This window comes from Butyrivibrio sp. TB (assembly GCF_900110805.1).
In the GTDB taxonomy this organism is placed as follows: domain Bacteria; phylum Bacillota; class Clostridia; order Lachnospirales; family Lachnospiraceae; genus Butyrivibrio; species Butyrivibrio fibrisolvens_C.
Map to the genome: position 1 here is coordinate 1 of NZ_FOER01000036.1, position 20,453 is coordinate 20,453.

A 20,453-nucleotide genomic window follows, 5' to 3' on the forward strand; every position below is an offset into this window, starting at 1 on the left:
GCTGACTTCTCACAGTTCGTTGTTACTAGGCTAATGAAACCACTGTGAGACCTCCACGCTTAAGGCGCACGCTCTTTCTCTCCATATATCCGCCACATTTACTCTGCTACTACAAATGTGATAGTTATTAGACCTCGTTGTTCTTTGCCAACTTATCTCTCGTAGCCTAGCCTTATATGTGATTTCTGTCCGTCGGACCAGAGATTTGCTCACAGCTTCCTTCAGATTCCACCTCACGATGGACACCCTTGCTGTTCAGCTATACACTTCCCACTATCTGGGCGTGTTCGGGACTTTCACCCGTTAGAGCGCACCCATGGCGCGCAAACAAAGTATGGGGATCATATCTGCAGATATGATCCCCTTTTTGATGCAACATTACATCAGCATTACGCAACATTACACAGACATTACGCAGTCTATAAATCCGCACAGTTAGTGGCTTCATTCACTTTTAGCATATAGATTATCAGCTAAAAAACAAGGCTAACATTACGCAACCTTACAACTACATTTCATTTTATCGCTCTTAAGGTATGCGTTGCTTCCCAGCTACATAACTCCTCAACCTGCGTAAACCCTGCAGCAAGAAGAGCTTCCTTTTCATGGTGAAGCCTCACTTACAACAAGAACCGGCTTCTTGATATGCTCAATCCTAAGTATATCCCCCTGATGTAACTCTTCCTTCATTACCAAAACTCTCTTCCTACCGGTTCACCCCAGTCAAATTCGCCATCCAAATGGAACTGCCCACCATATTCAGCAGCACGCTCTTCTAATGATTTATGTCTAAATGGTTTGACAAGCATAATCATACCGTTAGATACCTTTACATCAAGGATACCATCAACTGAAAATGCAGCTTCTTGAAGTACTTCTTTCGGTATTCTAATTCCCTGACTATTGCCCCATGTTTTTATTTGAGCTTGCATATGCAATACCTCCTTTGTATATACATTGTATATCCTTAAGGCAAAAAAACAACTTATTCGCCACCTCGATTAGCACATTTTACTGGATTTGCATGCAGACGTATGTAGTCACTAAGTGTCCGCGGATAAGCCATATTACTTGTCCTTTCTTTTCAGCTCATAACTGCCAATGTTTTCCCATCATAGAAAGATTTTTGGCTGCATAAAAACCTGCTTTTTCATAAAAGTGCATGTGATGAGCATCATTTACCGAAATAAGTTCAAGGTGCTCTGCTCCATTCTTTTTCACAACATCCTCAATTTCAGCTATGAAGTCCGAACCATACCCAATATTATGAAAGCCTGTAAATATAACGATTTCCTCAAGGAAATATGCAAGAAGGTCATCGAACTGCTTATAATATCCCATGCAAAAGCCGGTCATACTGCCGTTATCATCATACTGAATCTGGCACATTGCATCTTCTATTGTCATAACCTGGTGGATTCTCTTGTACGCTTTCTCGTAAGTAAAGCAGCAATCTTCTACTGTGTTGTAGTACTCTATATATTTTTTAACTACTTCATCAAGTTCTTTTTCTGTTAATTCTGTGTATTTCATATTTGTTATCCTAAATCCTCTGTCTGCAGCTTTATTAAAGCCGCTCTCTTATCTCATTCAATGGAATATCAGTAGTCCCCTGAACTTTTCTTAATGTATTCCAATCTGTTTGTCCATGTCTCGCAAAATATATCTTCACAATACATTCCCCGCCTTAGTACATTTATTCGATTAAATAAAATCACCGATCTTTCCAAGCATCTTGCCAAGGCTATGATATCTGCCCGAATAGATAACCGGATCCAGCACTGTCAGATCAATATCAAATATATCTTCACACATAAGACTTTCATCTATCTGTATATTGCGGATATGACAGAAAAAGGTGGTTGAATCTCCAGTCTCGACAGTTCTTGCAACCTCGCATTCATATACCCATCGGCTTTCGTTCAATACAGGAACATCCAAAACTTCTCCTCGAACTACTTCGTAGGATATATCATCTTTAGCACCGTCTTTTGCATGCTTTGAGCCAAAATAATCCATAAGAGGTAGCATATCCGTGCTGACAAGGTTTGCGCTGAAAAGGCCTGACCTTAAAACATTTGTCTTGGTCATCTTAGTTCCAGACATGCTAATTACAAATAGATATCCATCACCTTCCTCATGCGTTACACTAACCCAGGTTATTGGCGCGAAATTTGCGCTGCCATCCTCATTATTAGTGCCTATAATAAAAGAAGGCTGAACACACATAGAATAAATTGGATCAACAGAACGTCTTTTAGCCATTTGCTCTCCTTTCCATATCTATAAGATATTCACATGTTTCGTCTATATAATGCGCAAAACAAATCAGTTGTTCCAAAGCTACTAACAAATCGATCGCCACCACGTATTTCTACCTTTGAGCAACGATTCTCCACCTTATGAATAAATGCAACTTTCTTCTCAGTTTTTTCGCGCTCGAATACAGGCTGATCTTCGTTTGAATCCATGTAAACAACCCATATCGTTAATTTTCTTGTATATGGGAGATATTCTGCAACTTTGTATCTAAGAAAAGAGGATAACATCTCATTTTCCTGATATTCCAAAGAACTTCTTTTCTGATCATCGTCTCCGTTGCATAGGCTTTCTCTTGAAACATTTATAACCACATCTAAATCTCCAACTATTCTAAAAGTATAGTCAAATTAAAACTCAGTCCATTTTGACGTTCTATGTCCATTCTCATCGAAGCCACTAGAATGCATGATTCCATGGCCATGCATAAGTATAACAGGTGGGATATCTAGAATCTTTCCAAGGCTTTTAATATCACTTGCTGTAGGCTTTTGTATACCTTTTTCATACTTTTCCAAAGCCTCGATATTAATACCTGTTTTTTCAGAAACATCGGTCATCGATAACCCTAAAGCTTTTCGCTTTTCCGATATCAATTTAGCAAATGAATTTAGCTCCATATCGCCCCTTACTTTCTTCCTGTCAGTCCTTGATATTTCCCTTTCGTATTTGCTCCTTAATAATCTTATCGACAACTTCCTGATACAGTTTCTCAGAGCCGAGTTTGGTCTTACTCTGTCGACCATAGACCTGGCTGGAAGTAACGCCATGTTCTTTCCAGTCTGAGCCTCCGTTACTGTTGTTAAGGATCAGTGGCTGAAGATTATCCATGGCATGGGCATATTTTGACTCCGGCGTCTCATATGCTTCAAACTCATCAAAAAGAGCTATCAAATCCGCTTTCTGGTCTTCCGGTAGAAGTGAAAAGATTCTTTCTTTTGCCCTATCTTCACGCTCTTTCTGGGTCTTAAGACCGTCTGCATCATAAGCATAAGTATCTCCGGCATCGATTTCTACCACATCATGTATCAGGCACATAAGCATGACTTTTGCGATGTCTACAGGCTCATTAGAATACTCTTTTAAAAGATACGCCATCAACGCCATATGCCAGGCATGCTCCGCGTCGTTCTCGTTTCTGCCATGGCCTGAAAGATGGGTCTGTCTGAAAATATTCTTTTCCTTATCAACTTCTAATGCAAAATCCAGCTGTTTCTTAAGTCTCTCATCCATCTTATTCACCTACTATTAGTATTGTCATAGTCTCAAGCTCTTTTACCAATGTTGGGTTCTTGCCTTCTCTAGTCTCTCTAACTCTGTCACATACAAAACACATAATTTATCTCTCCATCATTCCAAGTGCTTCGTCCAAAGAAACGCAATCTGCAAATCTCTTCGGCCAAATCATTTCGTTGTAATACTTGTAGGTTGTCTCACCGTCCATATAGTCGTTATCAAAAGTCGAGTTCGTACCTTCCGGTATTATGACTTTATATCCTCTTTCAAAAGCAGATTTCACTGATGCATCAATGCAGAAATTCGTCTGAAGTCCTACGAACATCAGCGTTTTGTCAGCCTGCTCATCAAGATATCCTGCAAGTTCTTTATTACCAAAGCAGCTATTAATTTCTTTAGTATATATCTTCTCCCCTTCTTTAGGAGCAACCTGATCGGCAATCTCAAAATCCACATCGCCTACAGAAAAGCCTGTTCCCGGGCCGTCATCATGCTGAACATAGATAACTTCTACGTTATTTTTACGGGCAGCATCAATGACACGCCTCGTACTTTCGAGAAAAGTCTCATAGTTATAGAGCCTGTCATCTGTAATGCCTTTTTGGATATCAATTACTAATACAATCATCGTCTTAAGTCCTCTCTAGCCATTTGTTAATTGTTTCATCTGTCCATATATGAGCTTCTATATATCTGTCTGGTCCATGCGCCCCATCATCGTTCCAGTCCTGTATATGTACATAGAATTTTTACCTTTTATGCCTGTCATCACAGCTTCTTACCCATCTCAATTCTCATGTTATGTTCCTTAGGTCCATCGTTTGAGTATGCATATCTGTCAAAGCCTTCTCCTTCAGGTTCGATGGAAAGATATTTGTCAGAGTGAATTTCAGCTTCATATTTCTTACCCTGATATTCCGTATAATTTAATTGTTTAATAATCATCTACTTAGCATCTCTCCCGTGTCTCAAAAAACTTACATCTACTATAACAAAAAAGAAGCTGCATTACAGCATCTTTCTGCCGTAAAGCAGTTTCTTTCAGAATTTCTTAGTTGTTATTTCTGTGAATAAATTCATCCTTAATCGTATTTATAGCCCTATACATTTCACCTATGCTTTTTGCTTCTATTTTCTTTAAAGGATTCTCCCAGTTATAGTCTTTTATAAAGTTGATAATAAATCTTCCTGTCGGATCACATTCAGGATACCAGCCAATGTCCAGTAATAAGCCACCCTTGTATTCAACCTGAATCAAATCTTCATGAAGATTATCCCACTGTTCTTCTATTAGTTTAGTCGATATTATATGAATAACTGCAAACTCAGATCATTGTGAAGAGCTTGAAGAAGGAAGTGTAGGTATTGCTACAGCTCTAAGTCCTATACTTGGATATCAAAAGTCTGCAAGTATAGCCAAACAAGCCCTCCACGAAGAAAAGACCATAAGAGAGATCGTACTTGAACAAAAGCTCATGGATCCAGAAAAACTCGATGTGGTCCTTTCCCCTATGAGCATGGTCGGAATGATCCGCTCAGCATAATCATAGCTTTTTCTCGATCTCTTTAAGACCATTACAGAAGTCCTCGTCGTTGTGATCCGACACATGATAGAGAAATTCATGGAAAGGCATGACCTTCACATCGTTGACTTCATGGGGATCAAACTTAAAGCCATTCTCAGGAACATCTACTCTGCACATAAATACAGACAAAAGAAGTCCTGTGCCATCATCCCAATCAACGATTCTCTCAAAACCAAGTTTCAGCTTTTCAGGTAAGATCGTTATATCAAGTTCTTCTTTGACTTCTCTGATGGCTGCTGCCTCTTGCAGCTCTCCTGCCATCACAGCGCCTCCTGTCATATCCCACATACCAGGATAGAATCTAGCTTTGAGAGATCTTTGCTGAACAATATACAGCCCCTCGCCTTCACCCGGCACAGGACTGTCTGTTGTCTTCATGATCACGAGTACATGTCTGTAATATTCCCCGCGCTTTTTAGGATCATGCTTGGGTCTTGTTACTCCTGTGTATTGTCCGTCCCTTGTAAAGATGTCTATGTATTCCATTTTTATTATCTCATTTTATTTAGTATATATATGTGCAGCGTATAATATTATTCAATATATTCAGTTTAGTGATGGAAGAATCTCATTCCTGTAAATGCCATAACCATATCGTGGCTGTTAGCAGCTTCGATAACGTTGTCATCACGTACAGATCCACCTGGCTGAGCTACATACTTAACACCGCTTCTAAAGGCACGCTCGATGTTGTCACCAAATGGGAAGAATGCATCTGAACCAAGAGCTACGTCTGTGTTCTTGGAAAGCCAAGCTCTCTTTTCCTCAGCAGTAAAAACTTCCGGCTTGGTCTTGAAGATGTTCTGCCACTTGCCTTCTGCAAGTACGTCCATATAGTCCTCACCGATGTAAAGGTCTATAGCATTGTCTCTATCTGCTCTTCTGATAGAATCAAGGAAAGGAAGCTCAAGAACCTTAGGACACTGACGAAGGAACCAGTTATCAGCCTTATTACCTGCAAGTCTTGTGCAGTGGATACGTGACTGCTGGCCAGCTCCGATACCGATTGCCTGGCCGCCCTTAACATAGCATACAGAGTTAGACTGTGTATATTTAAGTGTGATAAGAGAGATGATAAGGTCGATCCTTGCCTGCTCAGGAAGCTCCTTGTTATCAGTAACGATGTTAGAGAGCATATCGTCACCGATCTCGATGAAGTTGTGTCCCTGCTCGAATGTTACTCCAAATACCTGCTTCTTCTCAAGCTGTGCAGGTACATAGTTTGGATCGATCTTGATAACTGCGTAGTTACCGTTCTTCTTAGCTTTAAGAATTTCAAGAGCGTCATCATCATAGTCAGGAGCGATGATACCGTCTGAAACTTCTCTCTTGATGAGCTTTGCTGTTGCAAGGTCGCACTTATCTGAAAGAGAGATGAAATCACCAAATGAAGACATTCTGTCTGCGCCTCTGGCTCTTGCATATGCAGATGCTATAGGTGTAAGCTCTCCCATATCCTCTACCCAGTAGATCTTCTTCTCAATATCTGTAAGAGGAAGTCCTACTGCTGCACCAGCAGGTGATACATGCTTAAAAGATGTTGCTGCAGGAAGTCCTGTAGCCTTCTTAAGCTCAGATACCAGCTGCCAGCCGTTAAATGCATCAAGGAGGTTGATATATCCGGGCTTGCCGTTAAGAACTTCGATAGGAAGATCACTTCCATCCTCCATGTATACTCTGGAAGGCTTCTGATTAGGGTTGCAACCATATTTTAACTGTAATTCGTTCATTTTAATTCTCCCATTCTCTCATACGCATTATCATTCAATGTTACTTGTTCAAATATAACAATAGAAAAGACATAGTCTTAAAAGCTTCTTTTGACCCTTACGTCACATAAATGATATGCATTCTAAAAATATATTTTTACTACAATCAGTCTTTATTCTTGTTAACGATCCTTGTCTCATACTCGCCTGTTGCGATGTTGATGAATCTTGTGAAAAGAGATACCTTGTTATCTTCGTTAAGAGCATTCCAAACATTCTCTGTGAATGTATCGATATCGCCTTCGATATTTACAAGTGTAGGCTCACCTTCATAACTTGGAAGCGGGTTGCCATCACCCATATATGTGTGGATAAAATAGCCTTCGCCGGCCTTTGGATTTTCATAAGAATATGTGAATCTCTGGCAATTGGATGGATCGCCGTGATCGCTCTTAAGAATAGAAAGAGCATAGTCATACTTACCTGTGATCACATGCATAAGGCCTGATATACGAGGTGTGTAGTTTGGAGCATCAGGCTCAAACTCACGGCTTCTGAGTGATTCTTCAAAAGTCTTGCCTGTTGAAAGGCCATCATAGATAGTATCTGTCTGATCACCGTTAGTTACGATTGTGTAAAAACCGTATGTTCTTACAGGTGCATAGATGATAAGGCTTGGATCTTCCATCTTGGAAGGATCGAATGCCTGTGTGCGGATTCCTGTTCCGTCTGTTACAAATACGCGATTACGGCTATTAACACTTCTGCCCATGATGAAATATGCGCATACAGCATACTTGCCATCAGCACTTGTGCCGATAACGATTCCGCGTCCGGGATAAGAATTGCCTGAAAGTTCCTTCTGTAAATCTGTCATGATAGTCCTCTCTTTGCGAGTGAAAAAGTTAGAAGCACAGCCTGCATAGCTCGCAGTACAAGCCATGTGAGTGAATATCATCACTCTTCTTAGGTTAACTGAATGCATCACAACGGAATTACAATATAGAAAAACCGCCTGAGCATCCCAAATACAGGTTGCCCAGGCGGTCGACATAATTCAAACTCAGGCCGTACTCCCCATGGCTTTTGCGCCATTTTATTCCGCCAGTTGTACAGCACCTAAACTATACACGATTGTCACAAAAAGTGCAAGTTATTTTTACAAACTATATAGAATGTTTTAGGATTGTGAGAGTTTTCGAAGATCACCCGGAATTCTTTGCTAGATACCAACTTCGAAACGCTGCTGACAATTATCTGTACACTGCCAAATTCAATCTCTTTGTGATAGAATTAAATCACACAGACATGGCTAGATATGTATGCTCCTCGCTTTTATTTTATGGACAAATACAAATATTAACAAAAATTACTCCTCGTCGGTACTTATCACTCATTAGCCTTAAGGCTTGCAACCATATCTACCTTCTTAAGGCTGCGTGACAATACTATGCTTGTTACAAGCATGATCATAAGGGTACCTATTATAGCGATCAGATAAGCTGACATGTCTATATTGGCGAAGAAATCATAATTATCACCAATAGCATATTTGAACATAAAATCAGTAAATTCATAGCCTAGGGGTAGCCCTAGTATGATACCTACTATCGTAAGCCAGAGATTCTGCTGGGTATATATAAGCGCAAGCTTACGGAATTTAAATCCCAGCACTTTAAGTGTTGCAAACTGGTACATCTTCTCGCTTAGAGCAAGGATTCCCATGTTGTAGATTATGATAAAGCCAAGAATTGCTGATATGGCTATAAGTAGAACTATCATACTACTTATCATTTCTAGCATAGAATTCATCTGCTCTTTCATAGACTCAATAGAGGTGATCGTAGATACTCCGTCTATGTCAGAATCCGTGATATCACTAAGGTCATCATCTGTGTAGATCGTATCGCAGACGTAAGTCTCACCAAGACCTTCAAATGCAGCTCTTGTCATAGAGAACTGCTGGCTTTGAGGATCTCTGTACGCGGATACGATCTTGGTTTCATACCAGTCATCCTCTCCCATGATCCTCCAGGTCAGAGTATCTCCTAATGACAGATTGTTTTCTTTAAGGAGCTTTTCTGTGGCATATAATGCTCCTTCTTCATTAATATCGCCTTTAGTATTATCCGGGATTCCATCATTAATATCATAAGTTGATGTATCATGGCCGGATACTCTGAGATAGCCATCAGAATCATTGACAGTTATTGCTGATGTTATGATATTGCCATCAGTATCTTTATACTCAATTGCAACTGTCTGGCTACTTGCATCTCCATATGCATCAAACAGTTCTCCTAGTCTATCATCAGAAACATTCTCTGAGAGCGTGAGTTTATAGTTATAAGCCTGTATATTATCAAACTCCCATTCAAGATAATGATTGAGAGAATCCTGCATACCAAATGCCATTACTATAAGTAAAGTTGAACCCATAACGCCAACTATAGCCATAATGCTGCGGGATCTGCTTCTAAGGATATCTCTTAAGTTCCACTTTACAGAAAATGGAAGTCTTGCGCTTAATCCTTTGCCGCCTTCTTTGGCTTTTATTTTAATATGTGGGACTTCAAGTCTGAGAGTTTGCGCAGCAGATTCTTTCAAGATACTCTTTATTGACAGATAAGTTATTATCGTAATAGCTGCCACGATCATTATAGCGATAATATAGTTCTTACTAAGAATACATCTGTGAGCACCGGGCAGGTCAAACATAGACAGTTCCATATTCAGAAATGGCTGACCTAGTACAGGGCCTCCTATTACAAGTCCCAAAACAGCCGCCATAAGGCTTACCCAAAAGCCATACGCGATATAATGGATTGTAACTCTCCCGTTTCTAAATCCCAGTGCCTTTAAGGTTCCTATTTGTACTCTTTGCTTCTTAACAAATCTGCTCATTGTTGTCACTACAGAAAGCCCGGCGATAAATACAAACAAGAATGAGAACATACCGGAATATGTATCACCCTCTTCTGACTCAGCCTTTAATGACGCATAAGATCCCCACACGTCTCTATCAGTAATTGCACTTATAGAAGTATCATCAAGTTCATAGATTTCATTTTTTACAGATTTAAGTTTATCTTCGAATTGTATTAATTCTTTAGAATCAATATATGGATTTGGCGCGGTGCCTGTAACATCAACTATAGCATTTGGATAAACATAGCAGTCTTCCAATTTAAAATCAGGATCTAAAGCTTTTATGAATGCCTCTTTATCTGATACAGAAGCCTTCCCAGAGTTAATAAGTTCAGCTTTGCCTAGAGCTGTCTCAAGATCCACATCCTCATCTATATCAAGCTCATCTTTGACAAAATCTATATCAGCTCCCATTGATGTATATGCATCTACAGCCTCCTGAATGTCAGCTGCGCTATCAAGCATTTCTGCAACATCATCTTCTTTTAGAATCTCATCATAGAGGTATTCTTTAGGGAACTCATTTATTGACAGATATGCCCATCCAAAGTCTGCGGCATTCTGGAATATAACAGAGGAATCAGATACTGTATATACGTGATCAGGAGATGATACGATCCCTCTTATTGTCTCAGTAAATTCATAACCTTCAACATAAAATGTAAGTTCATCACCAACTTTAATCCCCCTTGCTTTGGCAAAATAGTATCCTATCCAAACGCCATCTTTGTCAGGGCTATATTCTTCACCATCTCTAAGATACATCGATGATATATTCTTAACATCATCTTCGCCATCCAGGAAATTAAGCTCCATCTGAATATTCAAAGGTTCAGAGCCTTCCTTACTGTTAATATCTACTGAGCCTGGCATAGTCAGATATCTTTCTACGTCAGTTACATTATCTAAAGCTTTTATTGTATCTATATCATCAGTGGTAAAATTCTCGCTATAAAGCCATAGATCTTCAAGATTATTCTTCTCATAGAACTCAACTGATGAGTATTTAAGTCCATCAGAAAAAGCACTTATTCCTGAAAAAGCCATGATCGCCAAAAATACCATGGCAAAAATAGTAAAAAACTGTCCAAAGTTTCTTTTTATATCTCTGAATATTTTTTTCCTAAGCATATCACCATTGAACCTCATCTATGTTTGCCGGTTTTAAGTTCTTCTCAACACTCTTTATCCTGCCATTCTTGACACGTATAACAACGTCTGCGATATCAGCAATAAGAGCATTATGCGTAACGATAATAACTGTGTTATTGCCTCTTTCTTTGGTAGTCTGCTTCTTTAATATCTTAAGGATCATCACGCCTGTTTGAGAATCCAGGGCTCCTGTTGGCTCATCGCATAGAAGGAGTGCAGGGTTCTTGGCTATAGCCCTTGCAATAGATACGCGCTGCTGTTCACCGCCTGAAAGCTGATTGGGGAACTTGTACATATGCTCTGATAAGCCAACATCCTCAAGTGCCTCGGCAGCATCCAGATGATCTTTAACAATTTCATTGATAAGCTCAACATTCTCTTTTACGGTAAGAGATGGAAGAATGTTATAAAACTGGAATATAAATCCAACAGACTTGGCTCTAAAATCGCTTAGCTTGTTCTCGGAATATCCTGTTATATTCTCACCATTAACGATTACTTCCCCCTCAGAAGGTGTATCCATACCGCCTATCAGATTTAGAAGTGTGGATTTACCAGCACCTGAAGGGCCAAGTATTACTACAAGCTTGCCCTCTTCTATATCCAGATCAACATGATCAAGAGCTCGATACTCCTTCTCACCCACGTTGTAAATCTTTGACACATTTCTTAAAGACACTTTATTCACTACTTTATTCACTTCCTTTCTCCTTCACTTCCGGTAATTACATCAGTATACAGTCCAGCCACCCTCTGACTAAAAATAGCATGATCTTGCGGGTTCTTTTCTTGGCTGCCTTAACGTCCTCCTCATGAGTAACAAGATGTATATAGGCTTCCACATGTAGATGTGACAGCCAATGTACCATGTATTCATCTACCTTTTTGCCTTCTTGTCTTGCATAGACTGTTGCCAGCTCACCATATTCTTTTTCAAGTTCTGCAATGATCATATCCGGGGCATTTTCCAAAGATGAGCCTGCAGATTTGGTCAGCAGTATCATTGCTTCTTCGCGGTGAGAATATAAGATATCTACAAGCTTATCTGCCAAAGCAATTTCATGTTCAAAATCAGACTCTACCAAGATATGGCTGCTATTTTCTTTGTCCTCCAAAATATGTTCTGCAACGGCTGTTTGTACCGGAATCAGCACATGATTTACTATTTCGCAAAAAAGTTCATCTTTATCTTTGAAGAAAAAATAAATAGCTCCTGTGGTACAACCTGCTTTTGAGCATATTCTTCTTAAAGATGCTTTCTCAAAACCATATTCTGAAAACTCTTCTTTTGCTGCAGCCATGATCTTGGCTCTGGTTTCTTCCTTTTCTTTTGTAGACATGTAGGCCTCCCTAAAAAATAGATAACAGTGTTATGTACATAACACTGTTATCTTAACTCCTTAAAATATTTTTGTCAAAGTATAATTTTCATAAGAGAAGGTAGCATAGATGTCAAAAAGGCAATGGAAGACCTTTTAAATGGAGATAGTGTTGAAGTTCTTATTGATGAGGTAATTGTATATAATCTGATAGATAATAATGAATCCGGCATATTCAGTCTTCTTCTAGCTGCAGGCTATTTGAAAATAGAGCTATCACTTACAAGTTGGTCCTTTTTAACTGAACATCTAAATAATGAATTAATTGCTCTAAATTGCCTGAATATTTTTCGCTTAAAATAATATCTTTATACCTTAACTCGAATGCTATCATCTGTTCTCCATTCTTTTTCTTATACACTCTATAGTTATGAATATCATCATATCCGAATGAGCTTGATTGGCCATTTGACTCAACAATTATCTTATTATCTTCAAAACTTATTTGATTGATCGCTTTTCTATTGCTATTTACTATATCAACAATACAGATAATTATTAATGGAGCAAATATTAAGCTGAACACCCTAAATTCAGAATAATCGAAATGATTTGTTCCTATTCCCATGCTCAATAATGCTCCGGTAATACCTGGAACAAATGCAAAAATTGCACCTTTTATAGAATTTATGCATTTCCTATTTGTATCTATTTTTACCGTCATTTGTCACCTCAAATTTACTTAAAATTATCTTTCTTAATTTTATAAAAACCATAGGTATATAGTGCAGAAATCATAACTATCATAAAAACGCAAGCCACCGGGAATCGTTTTAAATAAACAATATAAGGGATAGCACAATATATACAATTACAAACAAGAATAAAGGCCACTATGTACAATGATATCTTTGAGAATTTTTTCGTTTCTCTCATTGCCAGTTCAACTATTTGAACCAATAATCCGCCAAAAGCAATTTCTCCAAATGTCGTATAATAGAATATCTTTGCATATTCAAAGCTTATACCTAGAGGAAACAATAAGATTATTGTATATAATAATAGGTTTATTTGTAGCCCCAATCCAAACACTATTCCGATAATGCTTATCTGTCTCCCGAAATGCCATAGCCAAATAAAATAATAAATTATTCTATTATTTATATCTTTTACTGGACGTTCTCTGAATTTTCCCGAAAAAATCATTATTATCCACATACAAAAATTAGGCCATAATACTTTTAAATAATCTATTATCATTTGCACCACTTTCATTCAATCACTAATTACACTTTAATTATCCTCATCCATGTCACCAGCCATGGAGACTAACGTTGGATATAAGTGTCTTTTTAGATACATATTGCAAGTTCTTATTTATCTTCTTTTTCTACAACAGACCAGGTTGTATGAGGGAGATAAGTAATCTGCACTTCATCTCCTTTTTTTATATTCTTATCTGAGTAGATAACTTGATATTCATATACCTTTCCATTTACTGTAACTTTAATCGATCTATGTAAGCCAAATGCACCTGTTCTGATTATCTCACTGTAAACTGTACCATTATCGATTTCATATTTTTGACTATTAACAAACTTTACATCTCTAGCCATTGGAATAATCAAGTATCTAACTACCACAACTACCGCAATAAGCAGTATCACTCTGTAAATCTTTATTTTAAGTCTATAATCATCTGTTTTTAACCCTCTTCTAAATGGGTCTCTACAAATACAAAAATATATAGTTGCAATAAATGCTAATAACAAAAAAAATATATATCCAATATAACAAGTTCTAAAAATTTTTGTATAGTCCATCGCATTGCTCCTTTTCACTCATTCTTACATGCATTATCAAAGATGCTAGAAGCAGCTCTATTAACTGTGATACCTGTATGTTGTCTTCGCGTAATTCTGTGTAAAAAATGTTCTGTTGCCGAATGCATCATACTCATAAAAAGCACTGAACTCTCCGTAAAGGCAGAACCAACATCTTCTTTTTGATAGGCAATAGAAGCCATAGCAATTATTTATTTACACTTTTTGTAAATCTTGACATAAGCTTCGCACATTATACATGCGTTTAGAGTCTTGTAAACTGATTTCTGACGAAATGCATCTTTTGGACGACGAAATGCAATTTTGAGAGTATCGGTCGGACTTGGAGAAAATTAAAAAAAGAGCGGTTAAAAAGAACCGCCCCTTCCCGATTAGATATAACATATTCCATTAACGTGTATGTTCCTTGCATTTTGATATACGGCCCAATGTTTCCTAATAATTTGCTTAAAAAGTATCTATACAAATAGATTAAGTAAAACTATCCATATAGTATTAATAACAAAAACAATCCAAAATCTAGGTATTTCTAACAAATCTTTTGATTCTGAATCATTTTCAACTATATTTCTTTTATTAATATATTGCTTTGCGTATTCCAAATATCTGGTATCCTGTCCTCTATTAATCAAAAAAGAAATACAGCTTTTTATTTCGTCTTCACATACACCTATTTTATCAAGAATATATGCTGTATAGAATTGCCTCGGGATATCTATCATATTCGTTTTGTTCCTTAATCTATCTAATTTATTCAAAGCATCTTGATAGTATCCTTTCATAATAAGCTCAATTATACATGCATATTCAGAAATAATGGGACCTCCGGTCTGTTTTAAATCCAAAAGTGTCTGTTCGATTATTGTCTCCTTATTTCCGGATAAAACTGCTTTTTCAACCTGTATAAAGGTTTCAATTACCGGATCAGAATCATGCGAATTTCGTCCAGTGAAAAAAGATAATTCTCTAAGAACATTCTTGGCAGACTTAGTCTTAAATTTCTTGGAATATAATAAGTTTTCATATTCTTTTAAATGGCACTTATCGCCGACATAGTCTCCTATGAATCGATTCCATCCATATATTACATAAAGCAATATTGTAATCATTGTCACCACAAAATGGACTAAAAATATGATTTCACCTGATGAGTATTGAAATTTGCCAAAAGACATCAACGATAAAACTACCGAAAATAATAAGGCTATAATTGACCAAAGATGTACTCTTTTTATCATTTCAAATCTCCTCGCGCATATATTAAATAGTATGTCTCATTGTCTATTGTTCTTGAATCTACAGATTGTACTTCGTATCCAGATAATAATTTATTCTCCAAATTTTCTGACTCTGTAACGATTACAAAACTATCTTGTTCAGGGATTTTAGCATAAAACATCATGCTAACTGCTTTTACTCTTGAAGCAGCCATAGCGGTCACATAATCTGTATCTGGCATATTTAGCTTGTCTTTATATACATCAGTGATAATATAGCTACCATTTTCATTGACATAATAAATATAGATGATATTTCTTCCTTTTGCGTAAATACGAATTCCCTCGTCACCAGAAATCTGATCATAAAGAATTTTTGAATCATCGACTGCGATATTATATTCTGCTTTTAGAGAATCTTCTACAACAGAATATTTTTGGGTTCCTTTATAAATTGTAAATCCAAGGCATACAATTAACGTCAAACACAAGAGACATAACGGAAAACAAATGTGAGTTTTCTGATTTGGGGCTTCTATTTCAAGCCACTTGTGAAATCTTGTATTGCACTTTAATCCTTTTAAGCGCTCCTTGACAGCTTCTGCTTTTGAATATTGATCTTGTGCTTTTAATACCATCATCTCATGATACATAATCCATGACTGATCAAGTGGATTTTTTGATTCCATTTTATTGAGAATATCAAAAGCCAGATCATATTTCTTTTGGATATAATAATCATAAAACTGCAGATAACTGCTAAATCTATTAGATACAAGACCACCAGAACCCTGCAAAGAATTGAACAAAGATATCATATTTTTTATTCTATTCAAATCATGGGAATAGTCTGCATCTTCTCCTAAATAGAGTAATCTTCTGTCAATATCATAAAAATGCTTAGAAATGCTCTGTTGAAGCGATAATCCATTTTTTTGCAAATATGAATCAATGCCTTCATTATCGCCAAGCCAAATCAGGGAATTAAAATAAATATTTTTTTCCCCTTTAGAACAATACTTTTTCCATTTATACATATCAACGATTTCATTTAAGCGGTTCTTCTTCTCGTATATAAAATTATGATATTTTTGAAGAAAGAATACTGATGCATAAAAAATTAATCCTGCACAGAGCGCGCCTTTAATAACATACCTATTATTGTGTGGAAAAAAAACCGCAACCAAAAATAGTAGTAAAATCGAACCCAACATGCAAATATTTCTTAACAGGAATGCTCTTTTCAAACTATTATTCATGTTTTTTAATCTCCTACAATGATGTATCACACTCATTATTCAAAACGTCGTATCCAAATAGTGACAGGAAAAATATTGCTGCTCCGTCTGTACATGTAATGTACATAGGTGAGCTAAGTTCATCATGAAGATAATAGTAGTTATCGCCTGCTTTTGACATGGATATTACATTTTTGTCGTAAATGAAAATTTACTTTATCTTCATTAACTGTACGCTCAAAAAAGGCTGTAGCAGTCTCTTGAAAGATTGTAGAGGTGTTTTATCTTTTTCTTCATGACGTGTGGTTGCTACTCTGAAGCCAAGGTCATTTCTTTGTTTTTTCTGATATAATACCTGTGTTATAGTAGTAGTTATTCACAATGCAATATTTTTATAGTAGCGCTAGATTCAGATTTATAAGCAACATGATCTTCATTATTATTTGCATCAAATACATGGATTAAATCTTTTCCGTTCTCATAAAACCAACCACTCTCATGTGAAGTATAAACTATTTTGTCTCCGTTATCCGAAATTGCCAAGCCACTTGATGATGTGTTACATTTTATCTTTGATTCGACCGTATTATTATTAAGATTAAGAACATATATGGTAAAATTCTCACTACCAGATTTCTGATAAACCAAGTGCATTCCGTCTTCAGACATAGTAAACTGGCAGGAATTATCTGCTAATAATTCTTCCGTTCCATCTGAAAGAATTTTTAATACTATATTGAAAGATGATTTTTCCTGCTTTAAATAAATTATGCGCTGCTCGTCTTCAGAAACATAGAATGAATCAAAAGAACTATTAGCTTTGATGTTGCAATCAGAAAGCTCTATCACATTAGATGAGGTAAGATCATACTTATATAGTTTAGAATAATCGACATAATAAAATGCATTGAGACCAGGATTATAAATTATCCTTGAATGAATTTCTTTGACATCCACCAATGGCTCGACGGTATTAGTAGAGATAGTTATTCGTACTATTTTCTTTTGTGAACCATCACTTTTGTAGCCAATCAATGTATTATCATCAATGTAGAATGCAGAGTTTATATTCTGGATATTATAGCTTGTAACGGCATTATCATAGAATGAACAAATTCCTTTGCTACTGTCATAGAAAGTAATTTTAGTATCCACAGCTTTACCTCCACAACTAACAAGCCCCAAAGCAACAATCAACACAAAAATAGATATTTTTCTTTTCATTCCGTACACTCCATATACACTTTTGCGAATCTTGACAGAAGCTTCGTACATTATACATGCGTTTAGAGTCTTGTAAACTGATTCCTGACGAAATGCATCTTTGGGACGACGAAATGCAATTTTTAGAGTATCGGACTTGGAGACAACGAAAAAGACCGCCATAACTAAGATGCGGTCTTATGTGCTAGCTCATTTTGTTTTAGTGACATTAATTTAAATTATTCCCACTTGAACGATACATTCTCTATAAATTACTTGTAGAAAATGTATGTATCGTCCAAGTGGGGAATCTGCAATAAGCAAATATAAATTCATTAAAAGTTATAAATACGCCGTCTTATAAAGAAGCTTGTCACCGGCATTAACTCTCTTCTACCAGGGCTTCGCAAGACATAATCAGTTTCATATCCCCTGCAAATCTTGCAGTTCCAAATCCTACAGGAAGGATGAAGTGATCGCCCTTTTTAAGAGGATGACTTCCAAGAAGGCCTGTGCCTTCTATTACTGAGAAGAGAAGGTACTTGTCGCTTACTTCAATATCAAGCTTAGAAGTTACATTAACTCTTGAAACTTCATAATATTTGCAGCTGTTTAGGAGCCTTATGCCCTGCTCCTTGTCAGTATCATGTATTATGGCATCTGAAAGGTCCTTGGCAGGGACTGTTATGACATCCTTACATTTATCAACGTGAAGCTCGCGTTTAGATCCGTTCCAGATTCTGTCATAGTCATAGAGTCTGTAGGTTATATCGCTGTTTTGCTGGGTTTCAAGGACTACAACTCCGCCCTTTATAGCATGTACTGTACCTGGATCTATCTGGATGAAGTCGCCTTTACTTATTTTAACTTCTCTTATAAGATCGCTCCATCTGCCCTGATCCATCATATCAGAGAGTTCCTGTCTTGTAGCTGCATTGTGTCCTACTACAAGGCTTGCATCCTCATCGCAGTCAAGGACGTACCAGCATTCAGTCTTACCAAGAGAGCCGTTTTCATTGGCACCTGCATACTCATCATCAGGATGTACCTGTATGCTAAGATCTGACTTGGCATCGATTATCTTGGTAAGAAGCGGGAACTTATCATGCTTTGTGCCAAAGAGCTCACTATGATCTCTATACAGATCATCAAGGCTTACACCTCTAAATGTTCCGCTCTTAACAACAGATTTTCCGTTAGGATGAGCTGCTATGCCCCAGCACTCGCCTATATCGTCGCCTTCTATGTTATATCCGAACACATCTCTTAGCTTAGTTCCGCCCCAGATATTGTGAGTGAAGTGCGGCTCTAAGAAAAGAGGCTCCTTACAGCTGTTATTAATAGACAGGTTCTTACCATTAGTCTCCATTACTTCTTTGAACCAGAAGCCTGAATCCTTGATAGTACGCTTAAGGCTTGGATAGTCCACATATACAAGGCCAAATCTCTTAGTATATCCGTCAGTCCATTCGAAATTGTCACAGTAGCTCCAGTGGAAATATCCCATGATTGCAGCTCCCTCATCTGCTGCCTTCTGAAGGTTACTGATATATTTATCAAGAAAAGCTATCCTCTCGCCGTCATGAATAGCACCGTCAGGAGCTGGATAATCGCAGCATGCCATGCCATTTTCTGTGATGAGGATGTCCTTGTGATATCTCTCATAGAGGAACTTAGGTCCCCAGTACAGGCAAGAAGGAGTTATAGGCCATCCCATTGCTGTCTGGTTATAGCCTCTGTCTCTTTTTTCATATACTATCTCGCCATTATCTCCGGCCTTGATAGGATATCCGTTGTAGATATTCTGACCTATGAAGTCTATGGGCTGATTTATAAGCTCCATGTCTTCCTTAGTTATCTTGAAGAGGTCGTCTTTGAACAGATCTATGCCTTCCTGAGGATATCTTCCAAGGATCACGGGATCCAGGAACCATGATACATTCCAGCCCCAGTTAGCAAGATCTTCATCGAATCCAAAGTACCTTCTCTTAGCAGCCTCGATATCTTTAAGAGCATCACTTGCAGGATAGGCTACGCCGCAGGTAGGAGCATATCCTATGCGGGCATTTGGAGCCTTCTGTCTTAATACCTTAACAGCAAGGCCGTGAGCCTTAAGAAGGTTATGAGCTGCAAATAGTGTATCCTTAAGAGGAAGTTCCTTGCCAGGAGCATGATATCCTCTTACATATCCAAGGTTGATCGTACACTGAGGCTCATTGAATGTTATAAAGTCGTCGCATAGATCTGCGAAGTTATCTCCAACTACCTGTGCATATCTTTCAAACCATTTGGGGCTTTCAGGGTTCACCCAGCCGCCCTTATCTTCAAGAGCCTGTGGATACTCCCAATGAAATAGTGTGATAAAAGGCTTTATGCCATTTTCTCTCATAGTAATGAGCATATCCCTGTAGAAAGAGACTGCTGCCTCATTCACTTCTCCGATGCCATCAGGTATGAGCCTGCTCCAGCTTATAGAGAATCTATAAGCCTTAACTCCCATAGTCTTCATGATAGCGAAGTCTTCTTTGTATCTGTGTATCATATCGCAGGCAATATCTGCATTGGATCCGTCAGCGATCTTTCCTTTACTTACAAAAGTATCCCAGATACTGATACCTGCGCCGTCGTTTACATCTCTACCTTCGGTCTGATATGCACTTGCTGCAACTCCCCAGACAAAATCATCTCTAAACATTTAAAAC

Annotated in this window: 25 protein-coding genes and 1 riboswitch; of the genes, 1 reads left to right on the forward strand and 24 read right to left on the reverse strand. The window is 37.7% G+C overall.

Annotated elements, in window-relative coordinates; all coding sequences use genetic code 11:
- Positions 1-689: 689 nt before the first annotated feature.
- The 10 genes from BMX21_RS17650 to BMX21_RS17690 all read right to left on the reverse strand — a co-directional run bounded on the left by BMX21_RS17650 (position 690) and on the right by BMX21_RS17690 (position 4,813).
- Positions 690-932 carry an AbrB/MazE/SpoVT family DNA-binding domain-containing protein gene (locus BMX21_RS17650; protein ID WP_092046420.1) on the reverse strand — a complete coding sequence of 81 codons (243 nt, stop codon included), beginning with the start codon at positions 930-932 and terminating at the stop codon, positions 690-692.
- Between the two features lie 157 nt (positions 933-1,089).
- A complete protein-coding gene (locus BMX21_RS17655) occupies positions 1,090-1,533 on the reverse strand; it encodes a GNAT family N-acetyltransferase (protein WP_242952960.1) in 444 nt (147 codons plus the stop codon).
- Between the two features lie 34 nt (positions 1,534-1,567).
- Positions 1,568-1,672 (reverse strand): histidine phosphatase family protein, encoded by a 105-nt coding sequence (locus tag BMX21_RS20225; protein WP_442857323.1) that lies wholly within the window; start codon positions 1,670-1,672, stop codon positions 1,568-1,570.
- 32 nt (positions 1,673-1,704) lie between these two features.
- Positions 1,705-2,265 carry a flavin reductase family protein gene (locus tag BMX21_RS17665; RefSeq protein ID WP_092046424.1) on the reverse strand — a complete coding sequence of 187 codons (561 nt, stop codon included), beginning with the start codon at positions 2,263-2,265 and terminating at the stop codon, positions 1,705-1,707.
- A 29-nt stretch (positions 2,266-2,294) separates the two neighbouring features.
- Positions 2,295-2,633 (reverse strand): hypothetical protein, encoded by a 339-nt coding sequence (locus BMX21_RS17670; RefSeq protein WP_092046426.1) that lies wholly within the window; start codon positions 2,631-2,633, stop codon positions 2,295-2,297.
- Positions 2,634-2,669: 36 nt separating this feature from the next.
- Entirely contained in the window at positions 2,670-2,939 is a 270-nt protein-coding gene (locus tag BMX21_RS17675) for a helix-turn-helix domain-containing protein (RefSeq protein ID WP_177174104.1), read from the reverse strand.
- A 22-nt stretch (positions 2,940-2,961) separates the two neighbouring features.
- A complete protein-coding gene (locus BMX21_RS17680) occupies positions 2,962-3,552 on the reverse strand; it encodes an HD domain-containing protein (protein WP_027216832.1) in 591 nt (196 codons plus the stop codon).
- A gap of 106 nt (positions 3,553-3,658) precedes the next feature.
- Positions 3,659-4,183: a cysteine hydrolase family protein gene (locus tag BMX21_RS17685; protein WP_092046431.1), complete on the reverse strand. Its 525-nt coding sequence runs from the start codon at positions 4,181-4,183 to the stop codon at positions 3,659-3,661.
- Positions 4,184-4,323: 140 nt separating this feature from the next.
- Positions 4,324-4,500: a hypothetical protein gene (locus BMX21_RS19485; RefSeq protein WP_155243724.1), complete on the reverse strand. Its 177-nt coding sequence runs from the start codon at positions 4,498-4,500 to the stop codon at positions 4,324-4,326.
- 106 nt (positions 4,501-4,606) lie between these two features.
- Complete coding sequence (locus BMX21_RS17690) at positions 4,607-4,813, reverse strand: hypothetical protein (protein WP_092046434.1); 207 nt, start codon at positions 4,811-4,813, stop codon at positions 4,607-4,609.
- 106 nt (positions 4,814-4,919) lie between these two features.
- Between BMX21_RS17690 and BMX21_RS20230 the strand changes: the two genes are divergently transcribed.
- Complete coding sequence (locus tag BMX21_RS20230) at positions 4,920-5,099, forward strand: hypothetical protein (protein ID WP_442857324.1); 180 nt, start codon at positions 4,920-4,922, stop codon at positions 5,097-5,099.
- Here BMX21_RS20230 and BMX21_RS17700 read toward each other — a convergent pair whose 3' ends face one another.
- From BMX21_RS17700 to BMX21_RS17760, 14 genes are all read right to left on the reverse strand, one after another.
- Positions 5,100-5,627 carry an NUDIX domain-containing protein gene (locus BMX21_RS17700; protein ID WP_092046437.1) on the reverse strand — a complete coding sequence of 176 codons (528 nt, stop codon included), beginning with the start codon at positions 5,625-5,627 and terminating at the stop codon, positions 5,100-5,102.
- A gap of 65 nt (positions 5,628-5,692) precedes the next feature.
- Positions 5,693-6,871 carry a phosphoribosylaminoimidazolecarboxamide formyltransferase gene (locus BMX21_RS17705; protein ID WP_027207057.1) on the reverse strand — a complete coding sequence of 393 codons (1,179 nt, stop codon included), beginning with the start codon at positions 6,869-6,871 and terminating at the stop codon, positions 5,693-5,695.
- A 145-nt stretch (positions 6,872-7,016) separates the two neighbouring features.
- Positions 7,017-7,727, reverse strand: a complete 711-nt coding sequence (locus BMX21_RS17710) for an IMP cyclohydrolase (protein ID WP_034454226.1) — start codon at positions 7,725-7,727, stop codon at positions 7,017-7,019.
- Positions 7,728-7,880: 153 nt separating this feature from the next.
- Positions 7,881-7,972, reverse strand: a riboswitch (ZMP/ZTP riboswitch).
- 267 nt (positions 7,973-8,239) lie between these two features.
- The gene (locus tag BMX21_RS17715) at positions 8,240-10,909 is read right to left on the reverse strand and encodes an ABC transporter permease (RefSeq protein ID WP_177174105.1); all 2,670 of its coding nucleotides are present in this window, start codon (positions 10,907-10,909) and stop codon (positions 8,240-8,242) included.
- Between the two features lies 1 nt (position 10,910).
- On the reverse strand, positions 10,911-11,630 hold the full coding sequence (locus BMX21_RS17720) for an ABC transporter ATP-binding protein (protein WP_074758519.1): 720 nt from the start codon (positions 11,628-11,630) through the stop codon (positions 10,911-10,913).
- Positions 11,631-11,655: 25 nt separating this feature from the next.
- A complete protein-coding gene (locus BMX21_RS17725; protein ID WP_034488190.1) occupies positions 11,656-12,270 on the reverse strand; it encodes a TetR/AcrR family transcriptional regulator in 615 nt (204 codons plus the stop codon).
- A gap of 259 nt (positions 12,271-12,529) precedes the next feature.
- A complete protein-coding gene (locus BMX21_RS17730) occupies positions 12,530-12,973 on the reverse strand; it encodes a hypothetical protein (RefSeq protein ID WP_092046442.1) in 444 nt (147 codons plus the stop codon).
- 14 nt (positions 12,974-12,987) lie between these two features.
- Complete coding sequence (locus tag BMX21_RS17735) at positions 12,988-13,509, reverse strand: hypothetical protein (RefSeq protein ID WP_143057288.1); 522 nt, start codon at positions 13,507-13,509, stop codon at positions 12,988-12,990.
- Positions 13,510-13,622: 113 nt separating this feature from the next.
- Positions 13,623-14,072 carry a hypothetical protein gene (locus BMX21_RS17740; protein ID WP_092046446.1) on the reverse strand — a complete coding sequence of 150 codons (450 nt, stop codon included), beginning with the start codon at positions 14,070-14,072 and terminating at the stop codon, positions 13,623-13,625.
- 479 nt (positions 14,073-14,551) lie between these two features.
- A complete protein-coding gene (locus tag BMX21_RS17745; RefSeq protein WP_092046449.1) occupies positions 14,552-15,331 on the reverse strand; it encodes a hypothetical protein in 780 nt (259 codons plus the stop codon).
- On the reverse strand, positions 15,328-16,569 hold the full coding sequence (locus BMX21_RS17750) for a hypothetical protein (protein WP_092046451.1): 1,242 nt from the start codon (positions 16,567-16,569) through the stop codon (positions 15,328-15,330). Before BMX21_RS17750 ends, BMX21_RS17745 begins: the two co-directional genes overlap by 4 nt.
- A 13-nt stretch (positions 16,570-16,582) precedes the next feature.
- Entirely contained in the window at positions 16,583-16,729 is a 147-nt protein-coding gene (locus tag BMX21_RS19490) for a hypothetical protein (RefSeq protein ID WP_177174106.1), read from the reverse strand.
- 191 nt (positions 16,730-16,920) lie between these two features.
- Positions 16,921-17,772 (reverse strand): TolB family protein, encoded by an 852-nt coding sequence (locus tag BMX21_RS17755; protein WP_143057289.1) that lies wholly within the window; start codon positions 17,770-17,772, stop codon positions 16,921-16,923.
- Between the two features lie 361 nt (positions 17,773-18,133).
- Positions 18,134-20,446, reverse strand: coding sequence for a GH1 family beta-glucosidase (locus BMX21_RS17760; RefSeq protein ID WP_092046457.1), 2,313 nt, complete (start codon positions 20,444-20,446; stop codon positions 18,134-18,136).
- Between the last annotated feature and the right edge of the window lie 7 nt (positions 20,447-20,453).

Bases quoted from the DNA above. Each gene is read 5' to 3' on its own strand.
- BMX21_RS17675 (WP_177174104.1), bottom strand. From the start codon at position 2,939: ATGGAGCTAAATTCATTTGCTAAATTGATATCGGAAAAGCGAAAAGCT.
- BMX21_RS17730 (WP_092046442.1), bottom strand. From the start codon at position 12,973: ATGACGGTAAAAATAGATACAAATAGGAAATGCATAAATTCTATAAAA.
- BMX21_RS17740 (WP_092046446.1), bottom strand. From the start codon at position 14,072: ATGGACTATACAAAAATTTTTAGAACTTGTTATATTGGATATATATTT.
- BMX21_RS17700 (WP_092046437.1), bottom strand. From the start codon at position 5,627: ATGGAATACATAGACATCTTTACAAGGGACGGACAATACACAGGAGTA.
- BMX21_RS17715 (WP_177174105.1), bottom strand. From the start codon at position 10,909: ATGCTTAGGAAAAAAATATTCAGAGATATAAAAAGAAACTTTGGACAG.
- BMX21_RS17665 (WP_092046424.1), bottom strand. From the start codon at position 2,265: ATGGCTAAAAGACGTTCTGTTGATCCAATTTATTCTATGTGTGTTCAG.
- BMX21_RS17755 (WP_143057289.1), bottom strand. From the start codon at position 17,772: ATGAAAAGAAAAATATCTATTTTTGTGTTGATTGTTGCTTTGGGGCTT.
- BMX21_RS17735 (WP_143057288.1), bottom strand. From the start codon at position 13,509: ATGATAATAGATTATTTAAAAGTATTATGGCCTAATTTTTGTATGTGG.
- BMX21_RS17705 (WP_027207057.1), bottom strand. From the start codon at position 6,871: ATGAACGAATTACAGTTAAAATATGGTTGCAACCCTAATCAGAAGCCT.
- BMX21_RS19485 (WP_155243724.1), bottom strand. From the start codon at position 4,500: ATGATTATTAAACAATTAAATTATACGGAATATCAGGGTAAGAAATAT.
- BMX21_RS17655 (WP_242952960.1), bottom strand. From the start codon at position 1,533: ATGAAATACACAGAATTAACAGAAAAAGAACTTGATGAAGTAGTTAAA.
- BMX21_RS19490 (WP_177174106.1), bottom strand. From the start codon at position 16,729: ATGTCAAAAGCAGGCGATAACTACTATTATCTTCATGATGAACTTAGC.
- BMX21_RS17680 (WP_027216832.1), bottom strand. From the start codon at position 3,552: ATGGATGAGAGACTTAAGAAACAGCTGGATTTTGCATTAGAAGTTGAT.
- BMX21_RS17685 (WP_092046431.1), bottom strand. From the start codon at position 4,183: ATGATTGTATTAGTAATTGATATCCAAAAAGGCATTACAGATGACAGG.
- BMX21_RS17710 (WP_034454226.1), bottom strand. From the start codon at position 7,727: ATGACAGATTTACAGAAGGAACTTTCAGGCAATTCTTATCCCGGACGC.
- BMX21_RS17650 (WP_092046420.1), bottom strand. From the start codon at position 932: ATGCAAGCTCAAATAAAAACATGGGGCAATAGTCAGGGAATTAGAATA.
- BMX21_RS17745 (WP_092046449.1), bottom strand. From the start codon at position 15,331: ATGATAAAAAGAGTACATCTTTGGTCAATTATAGCCTTATTATTTTCG.
- BMX21_RS17725 (WP_034488190.1), bottom strand. From the start codon at position 12,270: ATGTCTACAAAAGAAAAGGAAGAAACCAGAGCCAAGATCATGGCTGCA.
- BMX21_RS17750 (WP_092046451.1), bottom strand. From the start codon at position 16,569: ATGAATAATAGTTTGAAAAGAGCATTCCTGTTAAGAAATATTTGCATG.
- BMX21_RS17760 (WP_092046457.1), bottom strand. From the start codon at position 20,446: ATGTTTAGAGATGATTTTGTCTGGGGAGTTGCAGCAAGTGCATATCAG.